Annotated in this window: 15 protein-coding genes; 6 read left to right on the forward strand and 9 right to left on the reverse strand. The window is 72.9% G+C overall.

Going from position 1 to position 16,481, the window contains the following annotated elements; genetic code table 11:
- Positions 1-60: 60 nt before the first annotated feature.
- Positions 61-1,359, forward strand: a complete 1,299-nt coding sequence (locus tag NEH16_RS22735) for a multidrug effflux MFS transporter (protein WP_073965417.1) — start codon at positions 61-63, stop codon at positions 1,357-1,359.
- A 30-nt stretch (positions 1,360-1,389) separates the two neighbouring features.
- A complete protein-coding gene (locus tag NEH16_RS22740) occupies positions 1,390-2,388 on the forward strand; it encodes a small ribosomal subunit Rsm22 family protein (protein WP_265544628.1) in 999 nt (332 codons plus the stop codon).
- Here the strand turns inward: NEH16_RS22740 and ddaH are convergent.
- The gene (gene ddaH, locus NEH16_RS22745) at positions 2,385-3,215 is read right to left on the reverse strand and encodes a dimethylargininase (RefSeq protein ID WP_265544630.1); all 831 of its coding nucleotides are present in this window, start codon (positions 3,213-3,215) and stop codon (positions 2,385-2,387) included. The two genes, NEH16_RS22740 and ddaH, sit on opposite strands and share 4 nt — an antisense overlap.
- A 304-nt stretch (positions 3,216-3,519) precedes the next feature.
- On the opposite strand from ddaH, the gene NEH16_RS22750 reads away from it, so the two are divergent.
- Complete coding sequence (locus NEH16_RS22750; RefSeq protein ID WP_073965420.1) at positions 3,520-4,266, forward strand: bifunctional DNA primase/polymerase; 747 nt, start codon at positions 3,520-3,522, stop codon at positions 4,264-4,266.
- A 29-nt stretch (positions 4,267-4,295) separates the two neighbouring features.
- On the opposite strand, the gene NEH16_RS22755 is transcribed toward NEH16_RS22750, so the two are convergent.
- From NEH16_RS22755 to NEH16_RS22785, 7 genes are all read right to left on the reverse strand, one after another.
- The gene (locus tag NEH16_RS22755; RefSeq protein WP_265547331.1) at positions 4,296-5,198 is read right to left on the reverse strand and encodes a hypothetical protein; all 903 of its coding nucleotides are present in this window, start codon (positions 5,196-5,198) and stop codon (positions 4,296-4,298) included.
- Positions 5,149-6,117 (reverse strand): iron uptake transporter permease EfeU, encoded by a 969-nt coding sequence (gene efeU / locus NEH16_RS22760; RefSeq protein ID WP_265544631.1) that lies wholly within the window; start codon positions 6,115-6,117, stop codon positions 5,149-5,151. Before efeU ends, NEH16_RS22755 begins: the two co-directional genes overlap by 50 nt.
- Positions 6,118-6,147: 30 nt before the next feature.
- Positions 6,148-7,404, reverse strand: coding sequence for an iron uptake transporter deferrochelatase/peroxidase subunit (gene efeB / locus NEH16_RS22765; protein ID WP_265544632.1), 1,257 nt, complete (start codon positions 7,402-7,404; stop codon positions 6,148-6,150).
- Positions 7,405-7,427: 23 nt separating this feature from the next.
- Positions 7,428-8,564 (reverse strand): iron uptake system protein EfeO, encoded by a 1,137-nt coding sequence (gene efeO, locus NEH16_RS22770; protein ID WP_073965423.1) that lies wholly within the window; start codon positions 8,562-8,564, stop codon positions 7,428-7,430.
- Between the two features lie 190 nt (positions 8,565-8,754).
- Positions 8,755-9,594, reverse strand: a complete 840-nt coding sequence (locus tag NEH16_RS22775) for a heme ABC transporter ATP-binding protein (protein ID WP_265544633.1) — start codon at positions 9,592-9,594, stop codon at positions 8,755-8,757.
- Complete coding sequence (locus NEH16_RS22780; RefSeq protein ID WP_265544634.1) at positions 9,591-10,688, reverse strand: FecCD family ABC transporter permease; 1,098 nt, start codon at positions 10,686-10,688, stop codon at positions 9,591-9,593. The genes NEH16_RS22775 and NEH16_RS22780 overlap by 4 nt, the downstream gene beginning before the upstream one ends.
- Positions 10,685-11,749, reverse strand: coding sequence for a heme/hemin ABC transporter substrate-binding protein (locus tag NEH16_RS22785; protein WP_265544636.1), 1,065 nt, complete (start codon positions 11,747-11,749; stop codon positions 10,685-10,687). Before NEH16_RS22785 ends, NEH16_RS22780 begins: the two co-directional genes overlap by 4 nt.
- Positions 11,750-11,895: 146 nt before the next feature.
- Between NEH16_RS22785 and NEH16_RS22790 the strand changes: the two genes are divergently transcribed.
- From NEH16_RS22790 to NEH16_RS22800, 3 genes are all read left to right on the forward strand, one after another.
- Positions 11,896-13,311 carry an HtaA domain-containing protein gene (locus NEH16_RS22790; RefSeq protein ID WP_265544637.1) on the forward strand — a complete coding sequence of 472 codons (1,416 nt, stop codon included), beginning with the start codon at positions 11,896-11,898 and terminating at the stop codon, positions 13,309-13,311.
- 64 nt (positions 13,312-13,375) lie between these two features.
- Positions 13,376-14,911: an HtaA domain-containing protein gene (locus tag NEH16_RS22795; protein ID WP_265544638.1), complete on the forward strand. Its 1,536-nt coding sequence runs from the start codon at positions 13,376-13,378 to the stop codon at positions 14,909-14,911.
- A gap of 71 nt (positions 14,912-14,982) precedes the next feature.
- A complete protein-coding gene (locus NEH16_RS22800; RefSeq protein WP_265544640.1) occupies positions 14,983-15,654 on the forward strand; it encodes a PhzF family phenazine biosynthesis protein in 672 nt (223 codons plus the stop codon).
- A gap of 7 nt (positions 15,655-15,661) precedes the next feature.
- Here the strand turns inward: NEH16_RS22800 and NEH16_RS22805 are convergent, their stop codons facing one another.
- Positions 15,662-16,324, reverse strand: a complete 663-nt coding sequence (locus NEH16_RS22805) for a heme oxygenase (biliverdin-producing) (protein ID WP_265544641.1) — start codon at positions 16,322-16,324, stop codon at positions 15,662-15,664.
- Positions 16,325-16,481: the final 157 nt, after the last annotated feature.

A 16,481-nucleotide genomic window follows, 5' to 3' on the forward strand; every position in this document is an offset into this window, starting at 1 on the left:
GTCGACCATCCCCGCCGAGCTGAGAGCATAGAGCCGGATTCAACGACTATGGAGACGAGAATGCCGGAGAGCGGCCTCACCGGGGCCCCGCACATACGCACCACCGACACCACCCCGCAAGGGACCCCTCCCACCGGCAGAGCCACCACCGCCGCCCGGCGCACCGGCCTCCTCGTCACCCTCGTCCTCGGCGGCCTCACGGCGCTCCCGCCGCTGTCGATGGACATGTACCTCCCGGCGCTCCCCGCCGTCACGGACTCGCTGCACGCGCCCGCCGCCACCGTCCAGCTCACCCTGACCGCCTGCCTCACCGGCATGGCGCTCGGCCAGGTCGTCGTCGGCCCGATGAGCGACCGCTGGGGCAGGCGCCGCCCGCTGCTCCTCGGCATGGCCGTGTACGTACTGGCCACCGCGCTCTGCATCTTCGCCCCGTCCGCCGGGCTCCTCATCGCCTTCCGCCTCATCCAGGGGCTCGCGGGCGCGGCCGGCATCGTCATCTCCCGCGCCGTGGTCCGCGACATGTACGACGGCGTCGCGATGGCCCGGTTCTTCTCCACGCTGATGCTGATCTCCGGCGTCGCCCCCGTCATCGCCCCGGTCATCGGCGGCCAGGTCCTGCGCCTCACCGACTGGCGCGGCATCTTCGGCGTGCTGACCGGCGTCGGCCTGCTGCTCACCTTCGTCGTCTGGAAGTGGCTCGGCGAGACCCTGCCGCCCGCCGAACGCCACACCGGAGGCATCGGGGACGCGCTGCGCACCATGCGCACCCTGCTCGCCGACCGCGTCTTCACCGGCTACATGATCGCGGGCAGCCTCGCCTTCGCCGCCCTCTTCGCGTACGTCAGCGCCTCGCCGTTCGTCATCCAGGAGATCTACGGCGCCTCACCGCAGACCTTCAGCCTGCTGTTCGGCATCAACTCCATCGGGCTGATCACGGTCGGCCAGATCAACGGCAAGCTGCTCGTCGGCCGGGTCAGCCTGGACAAGGCCCTCACCTGCGGGCTCGTCGTCATCGTGGCCGCCGCGACCGCGCTGCTCCTGATGACCTCCGGCGTCTTCGGCGACGTCGGTCTCGTGCCGGTGGCCGCCGGGCTCTTCGTGCTGATGTCGGCGATGGGCCTCGCGATGCCCAACACCAACGCCCAGGCCCTGATGCGCACCAAGCACGCCGCCGGCTCCGCCTCCGCGCTGCTCGGCACCTCGCAGTTCCTGATCGGCGCCGTCGCCTCCCCGCTCGTCGGGATCGCGGGCGAGGAGACCGCGGTCCCGATGGCGGTCGTCCAGCTGGTCTGCGCGGCAGGCGCGCTGCTCTGCTTCCTTGGCTTGTGCCGCCCCTGGCAGCGTCCCTCGGCGATCTGAGCGGGCCTCCACCCCGCCTACAATTCACCGGTGATCGCCACCCTCCCCACCGCGGACGCCCTGCGCGCGGCCCTCGCCGGGCTCCTGGACGGGCTGCCGCCCAAGCAGGCCGGCAAGGCCGTCGACCGGCTCATCGCCCACTACCGGGGCACGATCCCCACCGACGCCCCGGTGCTCCGCGACCGCTCGGACGTGGTCGCGTACGCGGCGTACCGGATGCCCGCCACCTTCGAGGCGGTACGGTCCGCCCTCGACGCGCTCCGTGACGCCGCCCCCGACTGGGCGCCCGCCACGCACACCGACGTCGGCGGCGGCACCGGGGCGGCGAGCTGGGCCGTCGCGGGGGAGTGGGAGGGCCACCGCACCACCGTCCTGGACTGGGCCGAGCCCGCGCTCGCCCTCGGCCGCGAACTGGCCGCCGCCTCCGGAGCACCCGCCCTGCGCACCGCCGACTGGCGGCGGGCCCGCATCGGCGAGGACCTCGACCTCGCCCCGGCGGACCTGGTCACGATCTCCTACGTGCTCAACGAGCTGACCGCCCCCGCCCGCACCGCGCTCATCGACGCCGCCGCCCGGGCCGGCCAGGCCGTCGTGGTCGTCGAGGCCGGCACCCCCGGCGGCTACGCCCGCGTCATCGAGGCCCGCGACCGGCTGATCGCCGCCGGGCTCACCGTCGCCGCGCCCTGCCCGCACAGCGGCGCCTGCCCCATCGAGCCGGGCACCGACTGGTGCCACTTCTCGGCCCGGGTCAGCCGCTCCTCGCTGCACCGGCAGGTCAAGGGCGGCTCACTGGCGTACGAGGACGAGAAGTTCAGCTACGTCGTCGCCACCCGGTTCACGCCCCTGCCCGTAGCCGCCCGGGTCGTCCGCAGGCCCCAGATCCGCAAGGGGCAGGTGCTCCTCGACCTCTGCACCCGCGACGAGGGCCTGCGCCGGGACACGGTCACCAAGCGGCACGGCGCCCTGTACCGCGCCGCCCGGGACACCGACTGGGGCGACCCCTGGCCGCCCCCGGAGGACGCGGTCTAGCCGTTCGCCTCCGGGCCGCGCAACTCCTGCGTGCAGCACTTCACGCTGCCGCCGCCCTTCAGCAGCTCGCTCAGGTCCATCGGCACCGGCTCGAAGCCGCGCGCCCGGAGCGGATCGAACAGCCCCGTCGCGGCCTGCGGCAGCAGTACGTGGAGCCCGTCGCTCACCGCGTTCAGGCCGAGCGCCGCCGCGTCCGCGTCCCCGGCGATCAGCGCGTCCGGGAAGAGCCGCGCCAGGACCGCCCGGCTGCCCGGCGAGAAGGCGGGCGGGTAGTACATGACCTCGTCGGCCGCCTCGTCCAGCACGCACAGGGCCGTGTCCAGGTGGTAGTAGCGCGGGTCCACCAGGTCGAGGCCGATCACGGGGCGCCCGAAGAACTCCTGCGCCTCCGCGTGCGAGAGCGGCGACGACCGGAAACCCCGGCCCGCCAGCACGAAGGAGGCGGTCACCGCGAAGTCGCCCTCGCCCTCGTTGACGTGGTCCGGCTCGTGGACCTCGGTGAAGCCGTGGCCGAGGAACCAGTCCCGGTGGGCGGCCGCCTCCTCGAACCGCTCCTGGTACGCGAAGCGGGCGCCCAGCACCCGGCCGTCGATCACCGTGGCCCCGTTCGCCGCGAACACCATGTCCGGCAGGTCCGGCCGCGGCTCCAGCAGGTCGACGGTGTGGCCGAGGGCGCGGTAGCGGTCGCGCAGGTCCTCCCACTGGGTCTGCGCCAGCGGCAGGTCGACCGGCTTGGTGGGATCCATCCACGGATTGATGGAATACGTCACCTGGAAGTGGGCAGGGGCACACATCAGATAGTGCCGGGGCGTGGCTGCACGAGTCATGGAGGCTCCCCACGGATCGTCGCGGCGGCTGGTGGCCGCCGCGGCCGGTGCGTCGCACGGGTGTGTGCGTGCACTCATGGTGCGCCGTCCGGGGCCCCGGCGCTGTGGTCCGAACGGGTGGTTCGCGCGGACGCGGCCCCGGGGGCCTGTCGTGGCCGGTCACCACCTGTGCTCTTTCATGACAAAGCGTGTGATAGTGCCCCCCGTGCGGCATCGGCCCTCCCACCCCGCTTCCCGACTCTGGCCACCTGAGGCGCAGGATGGTGGGACCATGGGCAGGGGCAACGCAAAGGCAAGGGGATAGATGGGCGCCGATTTCGGCCGTAATCGCGGCTCAGAGAGCAAGATTTCCCAGTGGCTGCGGCGACGACCCAAGCCGCAGCAGCGTGAGGTCGACGAGACCGCACGGGAGGCGCTGCTCCTGGCTGTCGCCGAGGCCGGAATGCCGATCGCACCCGCCGCGCACCCGGTCGGCTACCGATGTTCGTGCGAACGCATCGGCTGTCCCACCCCGGCCCGCCATCCGCTCTCCTTCGCCTGGCAGACGCAGTCCACCACCGACCGCGCCCAGATCGAGCGCTGGGCCCGCAGCCAGCCGCAGGCCAACTTCATCACCGCGACCGGCATGATCCACGACGTCCTCGACGTCCCGCTGGCGGCCGGCGAGCAGGCCCTCGAACGGCTCCTCGCCGCCGGGATCGAGGTGGGCCCCGTGGCCCGCTCCGGCGACGACCGGATGCTGTTCTTCACCGCGACGCGCGGCACCCCGGAGGACGAGGACGAGTGGTGGCCGTGCGAGCTGGACTGCCACCCCGAGACCATGGACGAGCATCCCGGCCTGCGCTGGCACTGCCGGGGCAGCTACGTCCTGCTGCCCCCGGCCCAGCTCCCCGGTGAGCTGGACGTCGCCTGGCTGCGCGGCCCCGAGCACCCGCTGCCGGATCCGCTGACGCTCCTGGAGACGCTGACGGACGCCTGCGCGCGGTTCGTCGGCTCCGAGGGCCAGAGCGAGGTCGACCACGAATCGGTGGCCTGGCCGCTGCGCCGGTAGCCGGGGCCGAGGGCTTTGCGTCGAGGCCCTTACGAGCCCTCCGCCGAGGTCAGCCCGGGCAGTCGGCTGAGCACGGTCACCCGGCCCGTGCCGGCGCCCTTCTTCGGCACGTACACCAGCTGGCTGGAGACCCGCTCCTTGGTCAGCGTGCTCTTCACCTCACCGGTGAGCAGCGCCTCCACATCGGGGTCGACCGCCGGGCGCAGCCCCCGCGCGGCGGTCTGCCGCTCGAAGTGCCGGCTGCTGAAGAAGACCAGCGCCCCGCCGTCCTCGGTGACCAGCCCCAGCGGGGCGTACGCACCGGCGTCCAGCGGCTGGTCGGCGTACTGGTACGAGAATCCGGCCCGCCGGGTGTTCAGCCGGGCCTCCCGCCACCCCGAGGTGGCCGCCCCCGGCGCGAACACGTCCGGGGCGCCCTTCTGGAGGTACTGCGTGTAGCGCGTGCCGAGGTCGCGCGGGGCCACGGCCAGGCCCGGTCCGTCCGCCGCGACCGGCGCGGCGTCCGGCGCGAGGGCGGGCAGCCGGTTCTTGGCGACGACCGACAGATAGGCGGCCTTCCAGCCCGCGTCGGGGCCGGTCTTCGTGAACGCCAGCAGCCAGCGGCTGTTCCGCCCGCTCTCGTCCGTATCGCGGTTGGCGTCCGTGTCGGCGAGGAACCAGCGCGGCCAGCCCGCCTTCTCGGGGATGACGAAACGGGCATCGGTCAGCTTCAGCGGCTGGTGCCGGGAGTTGCCGGTGGGCGCTATCCGGTGCCGGGCCTTGAGCCCCGCCTGGTTGACGGCGCCGAGGGGGCCGGTGACCACGGCCGCGTCCAGCGCCGGATCGTACGCCTTGTCGGCGGCGTTGTACGCGGCGGTGAACTCCTTCAGCGCCCGGGCGGCCTCAGTCCTCGTCGCCGCCGGTACGACTTCCCGCTCGCCGTGCACCGTCACGCACCCGCTCGCCGTCAGGCTCAGCACCGTCGCCACCGCGAGCCCCGCCGCCCGCCGCACCGGCCCCAGACTTCTCATCCGCTGCTTTCCGCGCCTTCTGATCCGTCGCCACTGACCGTCCGAACCCTACCGGGGACAGGAACAGCGCGAGGGTCGGGACGAGATACAGCGCCCAGACGGTGAGTTGGAGGACGGTGGGGTCCGGCTGGAAGTTGAACGTGCCCTTCAGCAGCGTCCCGTACCAGCTGTCCGGCGGGATCGTGGAGCTGATGTCGAACGCCCGGTTCTGGAGTCCGCCCAGGAACTCCGCCTCCTGGAGGTCGTGCACGCCGTACGCCAGCACACCGGCGGCGACGACCACCAGCATCCCGCCGGTCCAGGTGAAGAACTTCGCCAGGTTGATCTTCAGTGCGCCCCGGTAGAACAGCCACCCCAGCACGACCGCCGTGACGATGCCGAGCACCGCGCCGATCATCGGGTGCCAGCCGTCGTCCGCCGCGTGCACCGCCCGCCACACGAACAGCGAGGTCTCCAGGCCCTCCCGGCCGACCGCCAGGAGCGCGGTCGCGACGAGCGCGCCGGTGCCCATGGCGAGCGCCGCGTCCAGCTTGCCGTGCAGCTCCGCCTTGAGATGGCGGGCGGTCCGCCGCATCCAGAAGACCATCCACGTCACCAGGCCCACCGAGACGATGGACAGCGAACCGCCCAGCGCCTCCTGCGCCTTGAACGTCATCTCCTGCGAGCCGAACTCGAGACCGGCGCCGAAGCCCAGGCTGACGACGACCGCGATGGAGACGCCGATCCAGATGGGCAGCAGCTTGTCGCGGTTGCCGGTCTTCACCAGGTACGCGATGAGGATGCAGACGACCAGGCTGGCCTCAAGGCCCTCACGCAGCCCGATCAGGAAGTTGCTGAACACGTCTCGGTTCCCTTTCCGCTTCGAGTCCCGTTACGAGAACAGCGCCCGGCCCCACCAGTCGTCCTTGTCGCGGACGCCCGGCGGAACGGCGAAGTGCGCCGAACCCACGTGCTGGATGTACTCGTTGAGTGCGTCGTGTGCCGCCAGGCGCCGTTGCAGGGGAACGAACGCCTTGCGGGTGTCGCGCTGGTAGGCCAGGAAGAACAGCCCCGCGTCGAGCCGGCCGAGGCCGTCGGTGCCGTCGGTGAAGGAGTAGCCCCGGCGCAGGATCGTCGCCCCGCCGTTGCTGTCCGGGTGGGCGAGGCGCACATGCGCGGTCGGCAGCATCGCCTTCAGGAACGGCTCGTCGCGCTCCTTCGACTTCCCGACCGGCGCGCCCTCGCCCTTGTCGCGGCCGAAGACGTCCTCCTGCTCCTGGAGCGAGGTGCGGTCCCAGGTCTCGATGTGCATCCGGATGCGCCGGGCCACCAGGTACGAACCCCCGGTCATCCACTCAGGACCGTCCCCGTCCCCGACCCAGACGTGCCGGGAGAGGGCGGCCGTGTCGGTGCCGGAGATGTTCCGGGTGCCGTCCTTGAAGCCGAGCATGTTGCGCGGGGTCTGGGCGTCCGGCGTGGTCGAGGACGTCTTGCCGAAGCCCAGCTGCGACCAGCGGATCGCGACGCGGCCCATGCCGATCCTGGCGAGGTTGCGGATGGCGTGCACCGCCACCTGCGGGTCGTCCGCGCACGCCTGGACGCACAGGTCGCCGCCGCTGCGGGACCTGTCGAGGTTGTCGCCGGGGAACTTCGGCAGGTCCACCAGCGCCTCGGGCCGCCGCCCTTCGAGCCCGAACCGGCCCTTCGCGAACAGCGAGGGCCCGAAGCCGAGGGTCAGCGTCAGCCGGGACGGCTTCAGCCCCAGCGCCTCGCCCGTGTCGTCCGGCGGCGCCTCGGGCAGGCCCCCGTAGGCCCCGTCGCCGACCGCGTGCCCGGCGGTCATCCGCTCGGCCGCCCGGGTCCACTCCTTGAGCAGCGCGACCAGTTCGGTCCGGTCCTTCGTCGTCACGTCGAACGCGGCGAAGTGCAGCCGGTCCTGGACGGCGGTGGCGATTCCGGTCTGGTGCGCCCCGTGGAACGGCACGGCGGCGCCGCTGTCCGCGGCCGCGGCCCGGCCGTCGTCATCGGAGCGGGCCGCGGCGACGCCCACCCCGGCCGCGGCGGCGCCGAGCGCGAGCCCGGCACCGCCCCAGCCCAGCAGTGCGCGGCGCGACGGGGTGTCGCCGCTTCCCGTGCGGGTCTCGGTCATGCCCGGAGCCTCTTCCCGGCCCGTTACTTCGTGACCGCGGCGGCCAGCTTGGACAGCGGCTCGGCCAGCGCGTTGACCGCGTCCGACAGCTCCTTGCGGTCCGCCTTGCCGACCTTCTCGTAGGAGGTGAAGTCGTACGAGGACGGGTTCGCGCGGTACTTGTCGAGCAGCTTGTTCAGCTCGGCGAACCGCTTGTCCAGGGTGGCGGTGAGCGCGGCGTCGTTCTTCGAGGCGATCGGCTTCAGCAGCTGGTAGGACTGCTCGGCGCCCTCGACGTTGGCCTTGAAGTCGACCAGGTCGGTGTGGCTGTAGCGCTCCTCCTCACCGGTGACCTTGCCGGTGGCGACCTCGTCCAGCAGCTCCTTGGCGCCGTTGGCCATCGAGGTCGGGGTGATGTCGGCGGTGCCGACGCGCTTCTGCCAGTCGGCCAGGTCCTTGTAGAGGACCGGCGCGAGGGCCTTCTCCTCGGCGCCGAGCTTCTTGTCCTGCCACAGCGCCTTCTCCAGGCGGTGCCAGCCGGTCCACTTCTGGCCGTCCTCCAGGCCGTCCGCCCGCACGTCGACCTTCGGGTCGATGTCGCCGAAGGACTCGGCGACCGGCTCGGTGCGCTCCCAGCCGATGCGGGAGTTGGCGTACGCCTTCTTCGCGGCCTCGATGTCCCCGGCGGCGACGGCGTCCGTGAAGACCTTGACCTTCGGCAGGGTCTCGTCGGCCTGCGCCTGCACATAGGTGCGGTACGCGGCGACGGCCTTGTCCATCTCCGGGCTGCGCTTGGCCGCCTTGCCGCCGCTGACCTCGATCTTCTGCCGGATGCCGTGGCCCTTCATGCCGGGCTTGCAGGCGATCTCGTACGAACCGGCCTTGATCTCGGCGGTGATGGTGGCCTTGGTGCCGGGGCCGATGTTCTCGCGCTCGGCGACGATGCGGTCGTCCGGGAAGAGGACGTAGACCTCGGTGACCTTGGAGCCCTTGTTCTGCACGGCCAGCTCGATGTGCCCGGCCGGCAGCTTCTTCTTCGAGACCTCGCAGGAGTCGTCCTTGGCGACGACCTGGACGGCCCCGTCGCCCTTGCCGTCGCTCTTCTCGGCGCAGCCCGTGACGGCGGTCAGAGCGGCCGCGGTGGCGGCAGCGGTGACAACGGAGAGACGAACGGCTCGCATCGGGGCTCCACTTGAGGATGAAGGAGAAAGAAGGAAGGGCCGGACAAAGCCGGGTGAGGCGGACCTAACTTAGCCGAGGCTTACCTGCTGGCCACCCCCGTACGCAGTGATTCAGCTCTCACTGTGCGGGCCCGGAAACGGCCGGATCACGGCCGACCCATGGACGTACCCCGCACAGGTAATGCACAGGTCAAGCGGTGCGGTCCGGGACCACCAGCGGCACCCCGGTCCGCGGGTGCGGGAACACCTCCACCGGCTGCCGGTAGACCCGGCCGAGCAGCTCACCGGAGAACACCTCGCCCGGCGGGCCCGCCACCGCGATGCGCCCCTCATGCAGCACGGCCGCCCGGTCCGCGTACGCGGCGGCGAGCCCCAGGTCGTGCAGGACGACCACGACCGCGTCACCGGCGGCGGCCCGCTCCCGGCAGATCCGCAGCACCAGCTCCTGGTGGCGCAGGTCCAGCGCGGCCGTCGGCTCGTCGAGCAGCAGCAGCGGGGCCCGCTGCGCCAGGACCCGGGCCAGCGCCACCCGCGCCCGCTCACCGCCGGACAGCGCGGAGAAGGGGCGCCCGGCGAACCCGGTGACCTCGGTGGCCGCCATCGCCTCGGCGACCGCCGGATCGTCCTCGTCGGCCCGGTCCGTCCCGGCCCAGGGCGCCCGGCCCATCCGGACGACCTCCTCCACCGGGAACGGGAAGGCGAGGGCCGCGGTCTGCGGCAGGACCGCCCGGCGCAGGGCCAGTTCGGGCGCTGACCAGTCGGTGACCGGGCGCCCGTCGATGCGCACGGCACCGCTCTCGGCGGGCAGGTCGGCGGCGAGCGCGGCGAGCAGCGTGGACTTCCCGGCCCCGTTCGGGCCGACGAGGGCCAGCACCTCGCCCGCGTAGGCCGTCAGGTCGATCGAGTCCAGCACCTGCCGCCCGCCGAGCCGGACCCGGAGGCCGCTGACCTCGGCGGCGGGCTCTCCGGCGGGCACGGGCACCGGCAGCTGCCGGGTGTGCGGGGCGAACAGCTTCCGGAGGGTCCTCATGCCCAACCACCCTGCTTGCGACGGGTCCTGCGCAGCAGCCAGAAGAAGAACGGGCTGCCGAAGAGCGCGGTCAGCACCCCGAGCGGCAGCTCCGCCGGGTCCGCGACGGTCCGGGCCGCGAGATCGCCCGCGACCAGCACCAGGGCGCCGCCGAGCGCGCTGCCCGGCACCAGGAAGCGGTGTCCGGGCCCGTTCGCCATGCGCAGCAGATGCGGCACGAGCAGCCCGACGAACGAGATGATCCCCGCGACCGCCACGGCCGCCGCCGTCAGCAGCGCCACCACCAGCACCAGCACCAGCCGCAGCCGCTCCACGTCCACGCCCAGATGGCGGGCGGGCCGCTCGCCGAGTGCGAGGAGGTCGAGCTTGCGCGCGTAGAAGGGGGCGATCAGCAGCCCCAGCGCCGCGCACGGCAGGACGGCCAGCACCTTGGGCCAGGTGGCCTGGGCCAGCGAGCCGAGCTGCCAGAAGGTGATCTGGGTGATCTGCGCGTTGTCCGCGAAGAAGATGAACAGGCCGATGAGCGCGCCCGCGAAGGCGTTGACCGCGATGCCGGTGAGGATCAGGGTCACCACCTCGGTCCGGCCGCCCGACCGCGACAGCGCGTAGACCAGGAGCACGGTCAGCAGACCGGCGGCGAACGCGCAGACGGTGATCGTCCAGTTGCCGAAGAAGCTGAGCCCGAGCGCGATCGAGGCGACCGCGCCGACCGCCGCACCGGCCGAGATCCCGATGACGCCGGGCTCCGCGAGCGGATTGCCGAACACGCCCTGCATCAGGGCCCCGGCGCAGCCCAGCGAGGCGCCGACGAGGAGGGCGAGGACGACCCTCGGCAGCCGTACGTTCCACAGGACGCTCTCGCCGACCCGGTCGAGCGCGTGCCCGCCGAGCCCGATCCGGTGCTGCACGGAGGCCAGCACGTCACCGAGCGGAATGCTGTACGCGCCGAGTCCGGCGGACAGCAGACAGCCCACGACCAGGGCGGCGACGAGTCCGGCGGTGAGGGGGACGGCGGTGGTGCGCCGGGCCCGGGGCAGGGCCGCTGGAGCCCCGGGTCCGGCAGTCTTCGAGGGGGCCTCGCAGGACGTCGTCACTTGCCCGCACCGCTCTCCGGGTAGAGCTGGGCGACCAGTTCGCTCAGCACGCGGTCGGTGCGCGGGCCGTAGTTCAGCAGCACGCCGTCGTCGATCGAGACGATGCGCCGGTCCATCCCGGCCGGGGTCTCCGCGACGCCCGGGATCTTCACCAGGCCGTCGATCCCGCCGACCGATTCCAGGCCCTTCGTCATGACGAGGATCGCGTCGGGGGCCGCCTTGGCCAGGGCCTCGCTGGTGATGGCGGTGAAGTCCTTCGTCAGCCCGGACGCCTTGCCCGCGTCCACCGCGCCCGCCGCCTCCAGCAGCGAACTCGCCCCGGACTCCCGGCCGCCCAGCAGATAGACGGACGCGGAGCCGCGCAGATAGAGGAAGGCGACGCGCGGCTTCCCGCTCCCCTTGGCCGGGGCGGGCACCGAATCGCGTACGGCGTCGATACGGTCCTGCGTCCGCTTCTTCAGCGTCTCGCCGGCCTTCGGTACGCCGAGCGCGGCGGCCACCGTGTCGATCCGGCGGCCCACGTCGGCCAGTTCCTTGGCGGGTTCGACCACCACGAGCGGAATCCCGGCGTCGCGGATCTGGCCGATCGCCTCGGCGGGGCCGGTCGTGGTGTCCGCGAGGACGACGGTGGGCTTGAGGGACAGCACGCTCTCCGCCGACACGTCGTGGGCGCGGGTCACCACGGGCAACTTCTCGGCCTGTTCGAAGGTGGCGGTGATGTCGCGGGCCACGACGTGCTTGCCGAGCCCGAGCGTGAACACGATCTCGTTGAGGCTGCCGGTGAGCGGGACGATCCGGTCCGTCGAGGTGATGGTGGTCCGCTTGCCGTCCGCCGAGTCCACGGTGACCGGGAGCTTCGGCGCGGCGGTGCCGGTCAGCGGTTCGATCCGGTCCGCGTCCGCCGCCGAGGAGGCCCCGGCGCCCGCGGACTTCGCCGGGGGCGACTCCGTACCGCCGCAGCCGGCCAGGAGCACGGCCGAGGCGAGCGCGAGGGCGGTCGCCAGGGTGCCCGTACGCCGTGCGCCACGGCCCGGTGGGGCGAAGTCCTGCCTGAAGCGCACGGGGCACCGTCCTGTCGTTCTACGGCTCGTACTACGGCGAGCAGTTGGTGGTGTTCTGCGAGGAATGTGGCGGAAGGGGGTACCGACACAGGATGTCCATACCTTAGGTTAGCCTTACCTGAGTTGCTAGCCCTCGGAGGGGTTCCATGCCATCGTTCAGACCTGCCCGCCTGCTCGCCGTGGCGCTGCTCGCGGTCCTGCCGGGCGCGCTGCTCCCGGCCACCGCCGCGCAGGCGGCGAGCCGCACGGTGCAGGGCGGACGGCTGGACTGGGGCATCAAATCCTCGTTCCAGAGCTACGTCACCGGGCCCATCGCCCAGGGGAGTTGGGGGCTGACCGGCGGCGCCGCCACGGTCGGCGGCAGCCAGTTCCGCTTCCACTCCGCGACCGGCTCGTACGACCCCGCGAGCGGCGCCTTCCGAGCCGGCTTCTCCGGCGGTGTCCGGTTCACCGGCCACAAGAAGTCCGACGGCTCCTACGAGCTGGACCTCACCATCAGCCGCCCCACCGTCCGCATCCAGGGCGGCAGCGGCACCCTGTACGCGGACGTGACCAGCAAGGAGCGGGGCAGCGGGCGCGTCACCACCGCAGCCCAGGTCCCGCTGGCCACGCTCGGCCTGTCCGGGATCGACATGCGGGGCGGTACCACCCCCGTCGCCCTCACCAACATCCCGGCCACGCTGACCGCGCAGGGCGCCAAGTCCTTCGCCGGCTACTACACCGCCGGCACGCCCCTGGACCCGCTCAGCCTCTCCGTGGACACCACGGGCCCGGCCGCGAAGCCCTCGAAGTCCCCGGCGAAACCGGGCGGGAGCGCCGAGCCGGAGAAGAAGTCCACGGCCGGGCGCTTCGAGGACGCCGCCGTCGACTGGGGCGTGCGCCGCACCTTCCGCGAGTACGTCACCGGCTCGATCGGCCAGGGGAAGTGGACCCTCGCCGACGGCGCCGAGGACGGCGGCGCGCTCTTCCGCTTCCCGAAGGGCAAGGGCACGTACGACCCGGAGGGGAAGACCCTCGCGGCCACCTTCGCGGGCAGCGTCCGCTTCACCGCGCACGACGGCCTCGACCTGAAGCTGTCCCGGTTCGCGGTCGCCCTGAAGTCCGGCAGGGGCACGCTGAGCGCCGACGTCCTGAGCGACGGCAAGGCCACCAAGTCCGTCCCGCTCGTTGCCTTCGCCGCCAAGGACTTCGTACCGAAGAACGGCCTCGCGGTCCTCAGCGAGGCACCCGCCACCCTGACCGTCGACGGCGCGAAGGTGTTCGGCTCGCTCTACAAGGCGGGCACCGCGATGGACCCGGTCTCGCTCGCCGTGGCCACCGACGCGAAGGCGGCCCTGCCCGCCCTGCCCGACCTGGGCAGCGGCGCCTCGGCCTCGCCGTCGCCGGAGCCCACCGGCAGCCCGGCGGCGAAGGCGGCCCCGGTGCCCACGGCGGCCGAGAAGGACGACGGCTCCCGGACCGGGCTCTACCTGACCCTCGGCGGCGCCGGACTGCTCGCCGCCGCCGCGGTCACCGTGCTGCTGCTCGTACGCCGCAACCGGCCGTCCCTGGACGCCTCCTGACCCCCCGCACCACCCCGTCCCCACCCCCCGTACACCCTGTTCATCCCTGAGGAGACCACCCGCCATGGCAGCCACCCGCCGCCCCATAACCCTTGCCGCAGCCGTCGCCACCGCGGCCACCCTCGGCGCCGCGCTCGCCCTCCCCGCGCTCGCCGCCGACCGCTCCGCGCCGAACGCCACCGCCGCCGCGCCGACCATCGCGCTGAAGGACGGCACGCTGGACTGGGGCTTCAAGGAGTCCTTCCGCCGGTACATCGGCGGCGCCGGCAAGATCACCGTCAAGGACGGCGCGAAGCAGGCCGAGAACAACGGCGTCTTCACGTTCGTCAACGGCAAGGGCAGCTACGACACCGGCACCCACGCCACCGACACCGCGTTCGAGGGCGGGGTCAACTTCTCCGCGCACGGCGGCGTCCTGGACATCACGCTCTCCGACGTCAAGGTCTCCACCCTCGGCACGGGCGGCGCCATCACCGCCGACGTGGCCACCCCGCAGGGCACGCAGAACGACGTGGCCGTCGCGGACCTGGACCTCTCCGCGGTGAAGCCGGGCCAGGGCGCGGGCGGCGCGATGGTCTTCAAGGACATCCCGGCCAAGCTGACCAAGGCGGGCTCCGCGGCGTTCAACGGGCAGTACAAGGAGGGCGAGGTGCTGGACCCGGCCACGCTCACCGTCACGGCGGCCGCGGCCCCGACCGGGAAGCCCACCGAGAAGCCGACGGACAAGCCGACCGACAAGCCCACCACCAAGCCGACCGAGAAGCCCACCACCAAGCCGACGGCCGAGCCCAGCCCCACGGCCACCGCCACCGGCAAGCCGGCCGCCGAGGCGGGCGAGATCGTGGACGGCACCCTGGACTGGGGTGTGCGCGCGTCCTTCCGCTCCTACGTCACGGGCCCCATCGCCCAGGGCAAGGTCGAGACGGCGTCCGGCGCGAAGGCCACCGCGAGCGGCTACCGCTTCCCCGACGCCACCGGCACCTTCGACGCCGCCGGGCAGAACCTCAAGGCCGCGTTCGGCGGGAAGGTCCGCTTCCTCGGCCACCAGGAGGACGGCGCCTACACCCTCGACCTGTCGCTGTCCCACCTGAAGGTCCAGGTCTCCGGCTCCAAGGGCACGCTCCTCGCCGACGTCTCCTCCAAGGACCGCGCGACCAAGAAGGTGTCCACGTACTCCGGTCTGGCCGTCGCCGACCTGAAGCTGCCCGCAGGCAAGCTCGCCGCCAAGGACGGGGTGGTGACCCTCTCCGGCATCCCGGCGACCCTGACCTCCGCCGGGGCGACCAAGGCGTTCGGCGGGATGTACCGGGCGGGCGAAGCGCTCGACGCGCTGACCGTCGCGGTCTCCGTCGACAAGGACGCCACGCTCCCGACCGGCTCCACCACCGGTGGCTCCTCCACGGGCGGCTCCACGACCGGCGGCGGCAGCACCGGCGGTTCGGGCTCCGTCGGCGGGGCCGGGACGGTCGGCGGCCCGGGCGCCCTGGCCTCCACCGGCGCCGACCTCCCGACGGGCACGCTGCTCGCCGCCTCCGGCGTGATCGTGGCGGCCGGGGCCGGAGCGGTCGTCGTGGCGCGCCGCCGCCGCACCACCGCCTGACGCACCGCACACCCGCCCGGGTACCGGCCCTTTTGCGGGGCGGGTGCCCGGGCGGGTGCTTGAATGCGGGCGTGAACGACTACGACGTACCCGCCGGCACCGACGTCCTCCGCGTGTTCTGCGGCCCGGACGGCCGGCACGGCAACGCCCTCGGTGTCGTACGCGACGGGCGCCGCGTCCCCGACCGCGCGGACCGGCAGGAGCTCGCCGGGAAGCTCGGCTTCAGCGAGACCGTGTTCGTGGACGACCCCGAGCGGGGCAGGCTCGACATCTACACCCCGGGGCTGCGGCTGCCGTTCGCCGGGCACCCCGTCGTCGGCGCCGCCTGGCTGCTCGACCTGGAGGTCCTGGAGCTGGAGGTGGGCGAGGTGTTCGCCCGCCACGACGGGGAGTTCTGCTGGATCACCGCCCGCCCGGAGTGGGCGCCGCCGCGCACGCTGAAGCGGTACGCCTCGGCCGCCGAGGTCGACGCGCTCCCGGCACCGCCGCCCGGCGAGGGCTGGCTGTACGCCTGGGCCTGGGAGGAGGAGGCGGCGGGTCGGGTGCGGGCGCGGGCGTTTCCGCGCCGGGACGACGGGATCACCGAGGACGAAGCGACGGGAGCCGCGGCCCTGTTGTTGAGCGCGCACCTCGGGCGCGCGCTCAACATCACACAGGGCCGCGGCTCCCAGATCCTCACGGCGCCCGCGCCGGACGGCACGGTGGAGATCGGCGGCAGGGTCGTCCTGACCCACCACGGGTGACGCGGGGTCAGGCGGCGCGGAACTCCTCGCCCAGCTCCCGGAACACGGCGGTGTTCAGCGCGAAGGCGCGCTTGCACTCGTCCACGATCCGCCGCTTCTCCAGGTCGTCCGCGTTCACCGCGTCCAGCAGCTCGCGGTAACCCCGCTTGAAGGCGGCCGGGTTGGGGATCTCCTCGAAGACGTAGAACCGCACCCCGTCGCCCTTGCGCGCGAAGCCCCAGGTCTTCTCCGCCTTGTCCCGGATGATCTGACCGCCCGACAGGTCGCCCAGGTAGCGCGTGTAGTGGTGCGCGATGTACCCGGCGGGCCAGGTCCTGGCGCACTCGGCGACCCGCTCGGCGTACGCGGCGGTGGCCGGCAGCGGCGCCAGGCCCTCGCGCCAGCCGTCGCCCCGCAGATGGGCGAGGTCGCGCTCCAGCTCGGCGGTGCGCATCAGCTCGGGCTGGATGAACGGCCCCGCCACGGGGTCCGAGGCGAGCGCCGCCGCGCCCTCCTCCAGCGCGCGGTACACGAACCACAGCTGCTCGGTGTACCGCGTGTACGCGTCGACGCCGAGGCGCCCGCCGAGCAGGTCGCCCATGAACGTCGAGGTCTCGGCCTCGGTGTGCTGCTCGTGGGACGCGATGCGGATCAGCGTCGAGAAGGGCGTTGCGGTGACGGTTGCGTCCAAGGCGGGCCTCCGGGGCCGAGGGGGACGGGAAGTACTGTGATCCTCCTACTTAGGCTAACCTAAGTCAACTGCTTGCCGACGCCTTGTCGGCAACCGCGCGGAAACGAAAACGGCCGCCCTCGAAGGGCGGCCGTTTCGGAAGCGGGCAGGTCGGAGC

Source organism: Streptomyces drozdowiczii, assembly GCF_026167665.1.
GTDB classification, from domain to species: Bacteria; Actinomycetota; Actinomycetes; order Streptomycetales; family Streptomycetaceae; genus Streptomyces; species Streptomyces drozdowiczii_A.

Bases quoted from the DNA above. Each gene is read 5' to 3' on its own strand.
- NEH16_RS22790 (WP_265544637.1), top strand. From the start codon at position 11,896: ATGCCATCGTTCAGACCTGCCCGCCTGCTCGCCGTGGCGCTGCTCGCG.
- NEH16_RS22735 (WP_073965417.1), top strand. From the start codon at position 61: ATGCCGGAGAGCGGCCTCACCGGGGCCCCGCACATACGCACCACCGAC.
- NEH16_RS22775 (WP_265544633.1), bottom strand. From the start codon at position 9,594: ATGAGGACCCTCCGGAAGCTGTTCGCCCCGCACACCCGGCAGCTGCCG.
- efeO (WP_073965423.1), bottom strand. From the start codon at position 8,564: ATGCGAGCCGTTCGTCTCTCCGTTGTCACCGCTGCCGCCACCGCGGCC.
- efeB (WP_265544632.1), bottom strand. From the start codon at position 7,404: ATGACCGAGACCCGCACGGGAAGCGGCGACACCCCGTCGCGCCGCGCA.
- NEH16_RS22750 (WP_073965420.1), top strand. From the start codon at position 3,520: ATGGGCGCCGATTTCGGCCGTAATCGCGGCTCAGAGAGCAAGATTTCC.
- ddaH (WP_265544630.1), bottom strand. From the start codon at position 3,215: ATGACTCGTGCAGCCACGCCCCGGCACTATCTGATGTGTGCCCCTGCC.
- NEH16_RS22795 (WP_265544638.1), top strand. From the start codon at position 13,376: ATGGCAGCCACCCGCCGCCCCATAACCCTTGCCGCAGCCGTCGCCACC.